Source organism: Curtobacterium sp. YR515, from assembly GCF_900113095.1.
In the GTDB taxonomy this organism is placed as follows: domain Bacteria; phylum Actinomycetota; class Actinomycetes; order Actinomycetales; family Microbacteriaceae; genus Curtobacterium.
In genome coordinates, this window is the sequence record NZ_FOOD01000003.1 from 377,085 (window position 1) to 390,871 (window position 13,787).

Consider the following 13,787-nt stretch of genomic DNA (forward strand, 5'->3'; position numbering starts at 1 on the left):
ACGAACGCCGAAGGCTCTCTGGGAGCGGACCATGGCGAACCTGTGCGGAGCAGAAGCGCCTCCGAGGCCGCCCGGCAGCAGGGCAGCGCCACGATGAGAGCGTGCTCCACGACCTCCTGCGCATCCCCATCACGGGCTCGACCGTCCTCGTACCGGTCGACGTGCTCGCCGCCGTCCTCGTCGTGTGGGCGCTCCTCGCCCGGCCGCGATCGCTCGGCCGCGTCCTCGTCCGGATCGCCGCCCTCGGCGTCGGTGCGGTCGCCGGGCTGGCGCTCGTCTGGTGGTTCGGCGACGTCCAGGACGCGTTCGGTGTCGCGTTCACCTCGGTGACCCGGATGTGGGTCGCCCTGGCGTGCGCCGGGATCCTGCTGCTGGTCGTGCTGCTCGTGCAGGGCGGCTGGACGGGCCGGGTGGTCGCCGGGGCCGCCGCCGCGAGCCTGCTGCTCGCAGCGGGTCTCGGCATCAACGTCGACTTCGGCTTCTACAAGAACGTCGAGCAGGCCATCGCCACGAACCCCTACAAGACGCGGACCCTGGCGGAACGGGATCCGGCGGTCGAGCGGCTCGTCGACCTGCACGACTGGCACGCCCCGGCGGACATGCCGAAGGCGGGCGAGACGTTCAGCGTGACGATCCCCGGCACGATCTCGCACTTCCACGCCCGGAAGGCCGTGGTGTGGCTCCCGCCGGCCGCGCAGGTCCGGAACGCCCCGGCGCTGCCCGTGCTCGTCGCACTCTCCGGGCAACCCGGCGAACCGGCCGACCTCTTCCAGACCGGCGACATCGGCCACTACCTTGACCGGTATGCAGCAGCGCACGACGGCCTCGCCCCGATCGTCGTCGCCCCGGACCAGCTCGGCGCCCCGAACCGCAACCCGATGTGCGTGGACTCCCGGCGGCTCGGGCGCAGCGAGACCTACGTCATGACGGACACCGTCGACTGGATCCGGAAGCACCTCGCGGTCGCCACGGCACCGACGGGCTGGGGCGTGCTCGGCTTCTCCGAGGGGGCCACCTGCGCGATGCAGTTCTCGTCCGCCCACCCCGACGTCTTCGGGTCCGCGCTGGCGATCTCGAGCGAGATCGCCCCGAAGAACGGCAGCCTGCAGCACACCATCGCCGTCGGCTTCGGCGGTTCCCGCTCCGCCTACGACGCCGCGACGCCGGTCGCCGAGATGCGTGCCCACGGCCGGTACGCCGACCACCTCGTCGTGTTCGGGGTGGGCGGGGACGACGCCCCGTACAAGGCGTCCACCGCCACGCTCCGTGCGGCGGCCGCGCGGGAGGGCATCGCCACGCAGCTGGTCGTCTCCCCGGGGTCGGCGCACGACTGGAACACCGTCCGCTACGTGCTCGCACACGGCCTCCCACCGGTGCTCGACCACCTCGGGCTCCCCGCGAGCGGAACGCTGTGAGCGGCGTCGCATCGGCAGTGGCGACGGTCCGCCGGGTCGTCGTCACCCGCCCGGTCACCACGGCGATCGTCGTGCTCGTGCTGGCGACCTCGACGCTCGCGTTCGTGCTCCGGCTGGAACACGGAGCGCACGCGACCGTGTTCGGTCCGTTCCGGGTCTTCGCGGCGTCGACCGGCGTGCTCGCCCTGCTGCTGACGCTCGCCGGGGTGGTCGTGCTCGTCGGGGCGTCGGAGCGGCTCATGGGGTCCTGGCGCACGGCACTGGCGTTCGTGGTCACGACCGTCGTCGGCACGGGCATCGCCGCGTTCGCCGTGCTCGTCGACCTCGACGGCAAGGGCGCCGTGCCGATGGTGCTCGGCCGGGCGACGAGCTTCGACCCCTGGACCGCCATCGTCGGCACGGTCGTCACCGCCAGCGCCTTCGCGGGGACGCTGTGGCGGCGGCGGATCCGGGTGAACGCCCTCGCCGTGGTCGCCGCCCTCCTGCTCTACGCCGGGCACGTCTCCGACCTGTCCGCCGTCCTCGCCGCGGCCGCCGGGTGGCTGCTCGGCGAATTCCTGCGCCGCACGCCGAAGCGGCAGGGCTGGGTGCGCAGCTCGCACCGCGAGATCCGGGTGCTGCTCGGCACCGCGGTGCTGGTGTCCGCCGTCGGCCCCGTCATCGCGCTGGTCTCCCGCGCGCGGGTGGGGCTGCTCGCACCGATCGCCGCGGTCGTCGGCGCCGGCCCCGTCACCCCGGTGCGGGGCTGCCGTGCGGACGCGGTCGCGGGGGAGTGCCTCCGCGGGCTCCTGTCCTTCCGTGCGACCGACCCGTGGACCCTCGTGCTCGCCGTCGCGCCCCTGCTCGTGCTCGTCGTCGGCGGACTCGGGCTCTTCCGCGGCAGTCGCTTCGCGGTGTGGCTCGTGGTCGTCGTCGACACGGTGACGGCGATCGCCGCCGCGATCACCTACGGCCTCGTCCCGGGGCGCGTCGTCGCGCAGCACGGCCTCGAGGACCAGTTCGTCACCGACGTGTCGATCGTCGCGTCGATCGTCGTCCCGCTCGGGACCGCGGTCGTCCTCGTCGTGCTGCGACGGTCCTTCACGGTGCTCACCAGCCGGCGCCGCGTCGTCGCCTTCGCGGTCACCGTCGGTGCGGCCGCGGTCGGCATCGTCGTCGTGGTGCTGGTCGTCGCCGCGTCCTCGGCGCACCACGTCGAGGACCCCCTGCGGCTGGCGCTCGCCGCCCTCGGCCCGCTCGCACCGGTGAGCTTCTGGGACCGGCTCCCGTCGCTCGACCACGCGCTCCGGCTCGTGCTCGGGCTGAGCGGACCGGTGCTCTGGCTGGTCGTGGCGATCGCCGCCGTCCGACCGACCGGGGCCGTCGAACCCGACACCGACGCCGACGCTGCACACGCCGACCGCGAGCGCGCCCGCGCCCTGCTCGTCGCCGGTGGCGGGGACGCGTTCGGCTGGATGACGACCTGGCAGGGCAACGCCTACTGGTTCGCCGAGGACGGTCGCGCCGGCGTCGCCTTCCGCCGGAACGGCCGCGTCGCGGTGACGGTCGGCGGGCCCTTCGGCTGGCCCGACGCCCGCACGGCGGCGATGACCGCGTTCGCCCGGTGGTGCGACGACAACGGCTGGACGGCGGTCTTCTACGGCATCGGCGCGGAGACCGCCGGGGTGCTCACCGCGCAGGGCTGGGCGACGCTCCCGGTGGCCGAGGACGCCGACTTCGACCCCCGCACGTGGACGACGAGCGGGAAGAAGAAGCAGGACGTCCGGACCTCGGTGAACAAGGCGGCGCGCGAGGGCCTCACCGCGACCTGGTCGAGCTGGCAGCAGCTGCCCGCGTCCACCACCCGGCAGATCGAGGCGATCTCCGAGGAGTGGGTCGCCGAGCGCGAGCTGCCCGAGATGGGGTTCACCCTCGGCGGGGTCGACGAGATGCGCGACCCCGCGGTGCGCACCCTCGTCGCGCAGGATCCCCAGGGCACGGTGCTCGCGGTCACCAGCTGGTTGCCGGGGTACCGGGACGGCCGGGTCGTCGCCTGGACGCTCGACGTCATGCGACGTACACCCGCGGCACCGAACGGCGTGATGGAGTTCCTCGTCGCGAGTGCGGCCGACCGGATGCGCGAGGACGGCGTCGAGCGACTCAGCCTGTCCGCGGCCCCGCTCGCGCAGGCCGCCGAGGGCCCGCAGGCGAACGACGGCGTGCAGAGCCTGCTGGACCTGGTCGGCGGGGTCCTCGAGCCGGTGTACGGGTTCCGGTCGCTGCTGCGGTTCAAGCAGAAGTTCGGCCCGGAGCTGCACCCGCTGGTGCTCGCCTACCCGGACCCGGTCGCGCTGCCGGCGATCGGGATCGCGGTGGTGCGCGCGTACCTGCCGGACCTGTCGCTCCGGCAGGCGGTGGCGTTGGCGCGCGGGCGCGGCTGAGCAGACGGACCGACGGACGGTTCGGGAGGCACGGCGCACGTCCGCCCCGCGGCCGGCGGGACCGGGTGGCGGACGCGGGTCGCGGGGTCGACCGCACCGCGCCTCCTGGCCCGGAGCGCGGTCACGCGACGTCCGGTTACGCCCACGGAACCGGCGCAACGTGTCCGTCACCTGGGTGGGGTATCGTTCCCGGTACGCAAGCGCTCCGGGGTCGGTGCAAGTCCGAACCGGTGGTGACAGTCCACGAACTGATGACGGGTGCGAACCCGGCAGAGGTTGACCCGGTGGAACTCCGGGACCGACGGTGAAAGTCCGGATGGGAGGCGCGCTGGCGGACGAGACGTCCCACGATCCGTGGGCGCGACCCGTCCGTCGATGCCGACGATCGTCGAACGCCCCCGGAGTCCCGTTGAGAGGACACCAGTGTTCACCGGCATCATCGAGGAACTCGGCACCGTCACCGCCGTCGAGCAGCACGGCGACTCCGTCGCGCTCACCGTCCGCGGGCCCGTCGTCGTGCAGGACGCCCGGCACGGCGACTCCATCGCGACGAGCGGCGTCTGCCTGACCGTCGTCGAGCAGACCCCGGAGACCTTCACGGCCTTCGTCATGAAGCAGACGCTCGACATGAGCGCGCACGGGTCGCTCGCGGTCGGCGACCGGCTCAACCTCGAACGCGCGGCCTCGGTCGGCGACCGGCTCGGCGGGCACATCGTCCAGGGCCACGTCGACGGCACCGCCACCGTGCTCGAGACCGCGGACGGCGACGGCTGGCGGCGCGTCCGGTTCTCGCTCGCGCCGGACCTCAGCCCCCTGGTCGTCGACAAGGGCTCCATCGCGATCGACGGCGTCTCGCTGACGGTCAGCGCCGTGTCCTCCGAGGACACCCCCGCCGCGGACGCCTGGTTCGAGGTGAGCCTCATCCCCGAGACGCTCGAGGCCACCACGCTCGGCGCCCGCGTGCCGGGTGACCGGGTGAACATCGAGACCGACGTCCTGGCCCGGCACGTCCGGCGGATGCTGCGGCTCGACGCGGCGGCGCGGCCGCTCGAGGGTGATGCGCGTCCGCTCGAGGGCGATGCGCGTCCGCTCGAGGGTGCCACGCTCGGCCAGGAGGCACGGTGATGGTCGCCGGGGCACGTCCCGCCGCGCAGGCGGGTGCCTCCGGTGCGGTCGTCCCGGGATCGCTCGGGTTGTCGAGCGTCGACGAGGCCATCGCCGCCATCGCCGCCGGCCGCCCGGTGATCGTCGCCGACGACGAGGACCGCGAGAACGAGGGCGACGTCATCCTCTCCGCCGAACTCGCCACCCCCGAGTGGATCGCCTGGACGGTGGCGCACTCGTCGGGGTTCATCTGCGCACCGGTGAGCGTCGAGATCGCCGACGCACTCGACCTCCCGCCGATGGTCGCCCACAACGAGGACGTCCGCGGGACGGCCTACACCGTGACCGTCGACGCGGCCGTCGGGGTCACCACCGGCATCAGCGCCCACGACCGAGCGCACACGTTGCGGGTCCTCGCCGACCCGGCGTCCGTGCGCGACGACCTGCACCGGCCCGGACACGTCGTGCCCCTGCGCGCCCGTCCGGGCGGGGTCCGCGAGCGTGCGGGCCACACCGAAGCCGCGATCGACCTGGTCACCGCCGCAGGGCTCCGGCCCGCCGCGGCGATCTGCGAGATCGTCGACGAGGACGGCGGCATGATGCGTCTGCCGGGACTCCTCGGACTCGGGGCACGCGCCGGCGTGCCCGTCATCACCATCGCCGCGCTCGCCGAGTGGCTCGACGCGGCAGACCGGGCAGCGGCGGAGTCCGCGCCCACGGAAGGAACGGCACGATGAGCGGAGCAGGCGCGGCGGACCGCGACCACGTCGACGGCAGCGGCATCAGGGTGGCGATCGTCGCCGGGCAGTGGCACGACGAGATCGCCGGGGGCCTCCTCGCCGGGGCGCAGCGCGAGGTCGAGCGGCTCGGTGCCACGGCGGAGGTCATCCCCGTCCCCGGGAGCTTCGAGCTGCCCGTGGTCGCCAAGGCTGCGCTCGAGGCCGGGTTCGACGCGGCGGTCGCCCTCGGCGTGATCATCCGCGGTGGGACACCGCACTTCGAGTACGTCTCGGACGCGGCGACGAGCGGCCTCACCCGGGTCGCGATCGACGCCGGCAAGCCCGTCGGCTTCGGCGTGCTCACCCTGGACGACGAGCAGCAGGGCCTCGACCGTGCCGGACTGCCCGGTTCGAAGGAGGACAAGGGAGCCGAGGCCGTGCACGCCGCCGTGTCGACCGTGGTGACCCTGCGCCGGCTGCGCGTGCTCGCGTAGGCGACCCGCGCCTCCTGGCCCGATGCGCGTCAGCGCGTCGCTCCTACGTTCGCACAACCGAAGTCACCCCGCGCCACGCGATCACGTGGTGCGGGGTGACTTCCGTTGTGCGAACGGCCCCGCACCTCTTCAGGTGCGGGGCCGTTCGTGTGCGGTGGTGCTGGCTACCGCTTGCCGAACACGTGGATCGGCAGGAAGAAGGAGAGGCACATGAGCACGAGACCGCCCATGAAGATGAACGCCTGACCCGAGCTCACCTGGAACGCGAAGCCGAACAGGTACATCGAAACCAGCAGCAGCAGGATCGAGAAAACAGCGGCGATGACGCGGCCCACAGTGGTACCTCCGGAATCAGGCGGGTGGATCGGACCCAGTCTATCCCCAGGAGGGACGAACTCGGTTCACGCGCCGGGGCGGGTGGCGATCAGCCGGTCGACCACGGCGAGGAGCGGCTCCATGTCGACCGAGGCGCGGTCCGGTCGGACCTCGCTGGCCGCGCCGAGGGACGCCGCGTGGTACAGCCCGTCGCCCATGAGCTTGATCGCCTGCGCCGTGGGGACGTCCCCGAGCGAGTCGACGAGCGTGGCCAGCCAGGCGTTCTCGGTCTCGTCGAGGGTGCGGCCCGTCTCTTCGTAGCCGGCCTGCTGCAGCCGGCTCGCCGCGAGGAGGGCGAGGTCGAGCTCGCTGCCCACGAACTGGCAGTTCCGCACGAAGTAGCGGGCGGCGCCGTCCTCGGCGTCACGCATGCGCTCGACGTCGATGGCGGAGAGGTCGGACAGGCGCTCGCAGAGTCCCTCGACCAGGGCGGCCTTCGAGCCGAAGTGGTAGAGCAGTCCGCCCTTGGACACCCCGGCCCGGGCGGCCACGGCGTCGAGGGTCGCCGGACGCTCTCCTTCCTCGCACACGATGGCGACGAAGCTGTCCAGGACACGATCGCGGGCGCTTGCCATGCCGGAAGTCTGCCATGTGACGCGGGCGTGCCGCGTCCGGCGGGCGCAGCGCAGGCCCGGAGCGGGCGCAGCGCAGGCGCAGCGCAGGCGCCGTGGGCCATCCTCCACGGCGCCTGCGGGTCCGGTCAGCCCTTCAGCGCCCCCGCCGCGATGTTGGCGATGAAGTGCCTCGAGCCGATGATGAACACCCCGATGAGCGGGAACACGCTGATCACCGCGCCGGCCATCACCGAGCCGAGGTCGGTCGCGTTCACCGAGCTGAGCGAGGCGAGTGCCACCTGGAGCGTCTGCCCCTTCGGGTCGATCAGCACGATCAACGGCCACACGTAGTCGTTCCACGCCGTGATGAAGGTGAAGATGCCGAGGAACGCGAGGCCTCCGCGGAGCATCGGGACCGCGATCGACCACCAGGTGCGGAAGAACCCGGCGCCGTCCACGCGCGCGGAGTCGATGACCTCGTTCGGGATCGACCCGGTGGCGAACTGCCGCAGGAGGAAGATGCCGAACGCGTTCGCCGCCCCGGGGACGATGAGCGCCTGGAGTCCACCGATCCAGCCGAGGTGCGCCATGAGCACGAAGCTCGGCACGAGCGACAGGCTGCCGGGGACGAGGAACGTCGCCAGCATGACGGTGAACAGCGAGCGCTTGAACGGGAACTCGTACTTGGCGAAGGCGAACGCGGCCAGCGAGTCGAACAGCATGACCAGGACCGCGGTGCCGCCGGCGACGATGACGGTGTTGCCGAGCGCCCGCAGCATGTCGACGCTGCTGAACACCGTGGCGAGGTTCTGCATGGTGTGGTCGCTGAACCACAGCGACGGCGGGTAGCCGAAGATCTGCGCGTTCGACGACGTCGACATGACGAGCAGCCAGTAGAACGGGAAGATCGACAGCACGACGCCGACGATGAGGCACATGTGCGTGACGAGCCGTCCGACCCAGCCGTGCTTGAACCCCCGGCGGTGGTCGTCGGGCCCGTCGGTGACGGCGTTCGGCCGTCCGAGGGCGGCGGCGGTGTTCGTGGTGCGGGGTGCGGTGTCGGCGCTCATGCGCGGGGTCCCTTCGCGCTGGTCGTGACGGTGCGCGGGGTACGCAGTCGCCGTGGGGTCTTGAGCCCGTCGCGCTCGCTGAGCAGTCGCCAGTTGATGATCGCGAAGACCACGGAGAAGAAGAACAGCACCCAGGCGATCGCCGAGCCGTACCCGAAGTCGAACTGGTTGAACGCCTGGTCGTACTGGTAGAGCACGATCGTCATGCCGGCCTCGTCGGGGCCACCGACCGCCTGCCCGTTGAACAGGATCTGCGGCTCGGTGAAGAGCCCGAGGCCACCGATGGTCGACGTGATGACGGTGAACAGGATGACCGGCCGCAGCATCGGGATCGTGATCCGCGTGAAGATCTGCCAGGTGTTCGCGCCGTCCACCTTCGCCGCGTCGTACAGCTCGGTCGAGATCGACTGCAGGCCGGCGAGGTAGATGATCGCGTTGTACCCGGTCCAGCGCCAGATGACCATGACCGCGATCGTGACCTTGATGCCCCAGTACGACGAGAGCCAGCCGACCGGGTCGGCACCGACGGCTCGGAGCGCGGCGTTGACGAGCCCGAACCCGTCCGAGAACACCGAGCCGAACACGATCGCCATCGCGACCATGCTCGTCACGTTCGGGATGAAGAACGCGACCCGGTAGAACCCCTTCGCCCGGATGTTGCCGTGCAGCAGGAACGCGAGCACGAGGGCGAGGAACAGCATCGGGACGGTCGAGATGATCCAGATGATGAAGGTGTTCGAGACGGCGTTCCAGAACCGCGGGTCGGTCAACAGGTACTGGTACTGCGCGAGGCCGACGAACGCGGGGGAGCCGACGCCGTCCCAGTCCGTGAACGACAGCACGATCGAGAAGACGATCGGGAACAGCCCGAACACGAGGAACAGCACGTAGAAGGGCGCGATCGCCACGTACTGCGGCCAGAACCGGCGCAGGCTGAAGCGGTGCCCGGTCGCCGCGGTGGAGATCGAGGCGGTGGGGGCGCCCCCGACGACGGGGTTCGCGGTGGTGGCGGTCTTCTCGCGGATCGGCGCGCTCATGCCGACACCCCGCGCTTCGCCAGGACGCGGTCGGTCTGGTCGACGGCGTCCTGCCAGGCACGCTCCGGGTCCTTGCCGCCGGACTCCACGTTCGTGATCTCGGTCGCGAAGGCGCCGATGAACCGCTCCGAGTTCGAGATGTACGTCACGGGGACCTCCGGTGCGGCCTTGCTGAAGAAGTCGAGCGGGTTCTGGTCCCCGAAGAAGTCGCCGGGGTTGCGCATGATGCCGTTCTCGAACGACGCGGGTGTCGACGGGAAGAGCTGGATGTCGTTGTAGGTGTGGGACTGCACGTCCGCGCCGGTGATCCACTTGGCGAACGCCACCGCGGCCTCGGGGTTCTTCGACGTCTTGGGCACGGCCAGGAACGAGCCGCCGCTGTTGCCCGGTCGCTCGGGCTGCCGGGCGATCCGCCACTTCCCGGACAGGTCCGGAGCCGTGTCGTGGATGATCTGCGTCCACCACGCGCCCTCGATCTGCCCGGCGACCCGACCCGCGACCCACCCGGCGTTCTGGTCGGTCCCGGACTGCAGGTTGCCGGTGATCCCGGCGTGGATCGACTCGACCGCGTTCTCCCAGGCCTTCCGGATCGAGCTGTCGTCGTGGTGGTAGAGCGGCTGGTCGTCACGGTCGAAGTACCGCGTGGGGCTCGCGGAGACGAACTGGTTGAAGAGCTGCGTCGCGGTGATGATCGTCGCGGCACCGGTCTTCTGCTTGATCTGCTTGCCGAAGGTCCGGAAGTCCGCCCAGGTCTGGATCGCCGCGCTCACCTCGTCCGGGTCGGTGGGGAGGTCGGCCTTCTGCAGGACGTCCTGGTTGTAGAAGAAGCCGGTGGGGCCGGTGTCGACGGGCCAGAAGCACTGCCGCCCGGACGGGGTCCGGCCGAGCGAGAGCTTCCAGTCGTAGTAGGCGGACTTCTCGGTGGCGGAGGGATCGAAGTCGGTGAAGAGGTCCTCGTCGGGGAAGTAGAGCCAGCAGTTCGAGTTCACCATGAGGACGTCGGGGATGAACGCGTTCCCGGCGAGGGCGGTCCGGAACTTGGTGTCGTACGACGCACCGCCGATGAGGTCCGGCCGCAGCCGCATCGGTTCGTGGCCGCTGATGCCCCCGGCCGCCTGCTTCAGGAACTTCGGGTCGAGGGACCGGTTCCAGTACCAGAGGACGAGTTCGTCCGGGTCCTTGGAGATCGCGGTGCCGGTGGAACACCCGGCGAGGAGGGCCGTGGTGGCGAGTGCGCCGAGGGCGCCTGCGCCGGCGAGGAACCCCCGCCGGCTGAGACTGTGCGTTGCTGCTGTCACTGGTGTGCCTGCTCTCGTCGTTGAGATGCGGAACCGATGAGCGCTCGACCGTGAACGCTCACGAAGTGGTCAGAGCATGCCCCGGCCGACACGCCGTGTCAAGCATCTGCATCGTTGCAGGTGCGGAGACGGACGGGTACGGTCGTCGGGACCGTGAAGGTTCACGACACGATAGGGATCCGCATGTCAGCGCAGACCGCGACCACCGCCAGCAGCACCTCCTCGACGGGGCACGACACCCCCGGTTGGGCCGTCCTCGGCCCCGGTGGGATCGCCCGCCGCTTCCTCTCCCAGCTGCCCTCGAGCGGGGTCGGGGCCACCCTCGTCGCGGCCGGCAGCTCGTCGGCGGAGCGAGCGGGAGCGTTCGCTGCCGAGGCTGCCGAGCACGGGTTCGCCGACGTCGCCGCGGCCACCTACGACGAGGTACTCGCCGACCCGCGCGTCGACGCCGTCTACGTCTCGACGGTCCACACCGGGCACGCGGCGCTCGTCCTCGCGGCGCTCGCGGCGGGCAAGGCGGTCCTCTGCGAGAAGCCGCTCTCGCCGAACCACGGCACGTCCATGGCGCTCGCCGATGCCGCACGCCAGGCCGGCCTGCCCCTCGTCGAGGCGTACATGTACCGCTTCCACCCGCAGACCGCGGCCCTGCTCGACCTCGTCCGGCAGGGTGCGATCGGTACCGTCACGCACGTCGACGCCTCGTTCGCGTTCCGGGCGGGCAGCCGGTCCGGGCGGCTCTTCGACGTCGACACGGCCGGCGGCGGGATCCTCGACGTGGGCGGCTACCCGGTGACCATGACGGCCGCGATCGTGCAGGCCGCGACCGGCGTGGCCGTCGCCGAGCCCACCGAGCTCACCGCCACCGGGACCGTCGGCCCGACCGGCGTCGACGAGTGGACGGTGGCACAGCTCAGCTACACCGGCGGGATCACCGCGAACCTCCGGACCGGCGTCCGCGTGCAGGACGACAACGTCGTGGTCGTCCACGGCACCACGGGGAAGATCACGCTCACCGACCCGTGGACCCTCGGCGACGACCCCACGATCGAGATCAGCACGGTGGACGAGGACCCGCGCACGCTGTCCTTCGCCGGGGCGCACCCCTACGCCCTCGAGGCCGACGCCACCACGGCGGCCCTCGCGGCCGGTCGTGTCGACGCCCCCGAGTTCACCCTCGACGAGTCGCTCGCCACCGCCCGGACGCTCGACAAGTGGCGTGCCGCGATCGGTCTGCGCTTCCCGTTCGAGGCCGAGACCGCCGACATCCCGACCGTCAGCGGCCGACCCCTCACGGTCGCCGCGCACGAGCCCGACCGAGCCGACAACCCGATGCGCTACGGCGAGGTCGCGGGTGTCGGCAAGCGCATGTCCCGACTGGTGATGGGTGTCGACAACCAGCCCGACCTGGCGCACGCGAGCGCGATCTTCGACCTGTTCGTGGAGCAGGGCGGCAACGTGTTCGACACCGGCTACATCTACGGCGGGGGCGTGCTCGAGGGCCGGCTCGGCAAGTGGATCCAGAACCGCGGCGTCCGCGAGGACGTGGTCGTGATCACCAAGGGCGCGCACACGCCGTACTGCGACCCGGAGTCCCTCACCCGGCAGTTGCTCGAGAGCCTCGAGCGCCAGGGCACCGACTACGCGGACATCTACATGATGCACCGCGACAACACGGACATCCCGGTGGGGGAGTTCGTCGACGTCCTCGACGAGCACCGTCGTGCCGGCCGCATCCGCGTGTACGGCGGCTCGAACTGGACCCCTGCCCGGTTCGACGAGGCGAACGCCTACGCCCGCGCGAACGGCAAGCACGAGTTCGAGGTGCTGAGCAACCACTTCGGGCTGGCCGAGGCGTACGACGTGCCGTGGGCCGGCTGCGAGCACGCCACCGACGCGGCGTCGAAGCAGTGGCTCGAGGAGCGCCAGGTGCCCCTGCTGCCCTGGTCCTCACAGGCACGTGGGTTCTTCACCGGCCGGGCCAAGCCGGAGGACACGAGCGACGCCGAACTCGTGCGCTGCTACTACAGCGACGAGAACTTCGAGCGGCTGCGCCGTGCGTCGGAGCTCGGCGAGCGGTTCGGCGTCCCCGCGACGGCGATCGCCCTGGCCTACGTGCTGCACCAGCCGTTCCCGACGTTCCCGCTCTTCGGACCGCGTACGATCGCGGAAGCCCGGTCGTCCATGACCGGCCTCTCCGTCGACCTCACTCCGGAACAGGTGGCATGGCTGGACCTCCGCGACTGACCGAACCCGTTCCCGCACCCGGCGGCCGGGCGACGATCATCGACGTCGCCGCGGCCGCCGGGGTGTCCCGGCAGACCGTCACCCGGGCGATGAACGGCATGTCCGGCATCAGCGCGGCGACGAAGGAACGGGTCCTCGCCGCCGCGGAGCGCCTCGACTACCGGCCGTCGCGCTTCGGCCGCGGGCTCGTCACGGGTGGCGACCACCAGCTCGGCCTCGTCGTGAACGACCTGCGCAACCCCTACACGCCGCAGCTCGCCTCGGCCGTCTTCCGGCTCGCCGCCGAGCAGGGCTGGAACGTCATGCTCGCCGATGTCGACCTGGCGAGCGACGCCGACCGCATGGTGCAGGCGCTCGGGTCGCAGACGGACGTCGTCATCGGGTACCTCGGCTCCCGTCGCGACCGGTGGCGCGAGCTCCTCGGCACCGTGCCGATGGTCGAGCTCGACCCGTACTCGGAGCCACCGACCGCAGCCGTCTGGATCGACCCCGCCGACGCGATCGAGGTCCTCGCCGACCACCTCGTCGCCACCGGGGTCCGGCACCCGGTCGTGCTCGACAACTCCTCGCCGGAGCACACGAGTGTCCGCGGCATCCTCATGATGGACGCCCTCCAGCGGCGCGGGTACCTGCCCGAGCTCGTGCACGCGGAGCACGGCACGGCGGAGTGCGGCGCCGAGGAGACGACACGGATCCTCCGGCGACGCCGACGGCAGGACGCGATCCTCGCCTTCAACGACGTGATGGCGCTCGGTGTCCTGCAGGCCTGTCGGCGGGCGGGCGTCGACGTCCCGCGGGAGCTCCGGGTCGTCGGCGTCGACGGCCTGCCGCTCGGCTCGCTCGTCTCGCCGACGCTCACCACGTTGGCGGTGGACCTCGACGAGGTCGCGCGTGAAGCGCTCGACCTCGCCCTCGGCATGCTCGCCGGCGAGCTGCCGCGGCAGGGTGACGCGGTGCAGCGCACGGTGCGGCACCGCCTGCTCCTGCGCGAGTCGGCCTGACGACGCGGCCCACGAGACAGCGCGACCGGAGGACGGACGGGAGGCGCGGTGCGGGC

The 13,787-nt window shown here is 71.7% G+C and carries 12 protein-coding genes and 1 riboswitch; of the genes, 7 read left to right on the top strand and 5 right to left on the bottom strand.

What is annotated here, in order from left to right; translation table 11 throughout:
- The first annotated feature begins 101 nt into the window (after positions 1–101).
- From BM028_RS09975 to ribH, 5 genes are all read left to right on the top strand, one after another.
- Positions 102–1,415 carry an alpha/beta hydrolase gene (locus BM028_RS09975; protein ID WP_254789510.1) on the top strand — a complete coding sequence of 438 codons (1,314 nt, stop codon included), beginning with the start codon at positions 102–104 and terminating at the stop codon, positions 1,413–1,415.
- Positions 1,412–3,835: a bifunctional lysylphosphatidylglycerol flippase/synthetase MprF gene (locus tag BM028_RS09980; protein ID WP_139219796.1), complete on the top strand. Its 2,424-nt coding sequence runs from the start codon at positions 1,412–1,414 to the stop codon at positions 3,833–3,835. Before BM028_RS09975 ends, BM028_RS09980 begins: the two co-directional genes overlap by 4 nt.
- Positions 3,836–4,032: 197 nt before the next feature.
- Positions 4,033–4,167: riboswitch (FMN riboswitch) on the top strand.
- A 91-nt stretch (positions 4,168–4,258) separates the two neighbouring features.
- A complete protein-coding gene (locus BM028_RS09985) occupies positions 4,259–4,960 on the top strand; it encodes a riboflavin synthase (RefSeq protein WP_092386297.1) in 702 nt (233 codons plus the stop codon).
- Positions 4,960–5,676: a 3,4-dihydroxy-2-butanone-4-phosphate synthase gene (ribB, locus tag BM028_RS09990; RefSeq protein ID WP_092386299.1), complete on the top strand. Its 717-nt coding sequence runs from the start codon at positions 4,960–4,962 to the stop codon at positions 5,674–5,676. Before BM028_RS09985 ends, ribB begins: the two co-directional genes overlap by 1 nt.
- Positions 5,673–6,152 (top strand): 6,7-dimethyl-8-ribityllumazine synthase, encoded by a 480-nt coding sequence (gene ribH / locus BM028_RS09995; protein ID WP_070418333.1) that lies wholly within the window; start codon positions 5,673–5,675, stop codon positions 6,150–6,152. The genes ribB and ribH overlap by 4 nt, the downstream gene beginning before the upstream one ends.
- Positions 6,153–6,316: 164 nt before the next feature.
- On the opposite strand, the gene BM028_RS18515 is transcribed toward ribH, so the two are convergent.
- The 5 genes from BM028_RS18515 to BM028_RS10015 form a co-directional block, all read right to left on the bottom strand.
- Entirely contained in the window at positions 6,317–6,487 is a 171-nt protein-coding gene (locus BM028_RS18515) for a hypothetical protein (protein WP_156794867.1), read from the bottom strand.
- A gap of 66 nt (positions 6,488–6,553) precedes the next feature.
- Positions 6,554–7,102: a TetR/AcrR family transcriptional regulator gene (locus tag BM028_RS10000; RefSeq protein WP_092386301.1), complete on the bottom strand. Its 549-nt coding sequence runs from the start codon at positions 7,100–7,102 to the stop codon at positions 6,554–6,556.
- Between the two features lie 125 nt (positions 7,103–7,227).
- Positions 7,228–8,151 (bottom strand): carbohydrate ABC transporter permease, encoded by a 924-nt coding sequence (locus BM028_RS10005; protein ID WP_092386303.1) that lies wholly within the window; start codon positions 8,149–8,151, stop codon positions 7,228–7,230.
- The gene (locus tag BM028_RS10010; protein WP_083403485.1) at positions 8,148–9,188 is read right to left on the bottom strand and encodes a carbohydrate ABC transporter permease; all 1,041 of its coding nucleotides are present in this window, start codon (positions 9,186–9,188) and stop codon (positions 8,148–8,150) included. The genes BM028_RS10005 and BM028_RS10010 overlap by 4 nt, the downstream gene beginning before the upstream one ends.
- Positions 9,185–10,486, bottom strand: a complete 1,302-nt coding sequence (locus BM028_RS10015; protein WP_092386305.1) for an ABC transporter substrate-binding protein — start codon at positions 10,484–10,486, stop codon at positions 9,185–9,187. Before BM028_RS10015 ends, BM028_RS10010 begins: the two co-directional genes overlap by 4 nt.
- 183 nt (positions 10,487–10,669) lie before the next feature.
- Here BM028_RS10015 and BM028_RS10020 point away from each other — a divergent pair, with 183 nt between their 5' ends.
- Both BM028_RS10020 and BM028_RS10025 read left to right on the top strand, forming a co-directional pair.
- Positions 10,670–12,730 (top strand): aldo/keto reductase, encoded by a 2,061-nt coding sequence (locus BM028_RS10020; RefSeq protein WP_092386307.1) that lies wholly within the window; start codon positions 10,670–10,672, stop codon positions 12,728–12,730.
- A complete protein-coding gene (locus BM028_RS10025; RefSeq protein WP_071296384.1) occupies positions 12,709–13,731 on the top strand; it encodes a LacI family DNA-binding transcriptional regulator in 1,023 nt (340 codons plus the stop codon). The genes BM028_RS10020 and BM028_RS10025 overlap by 22 nt, the downstream gene beginning before the upstream one ends.
- The last annotated feature ends 56 nt before the right edge of the window (positions 13,732–13,787 follow it).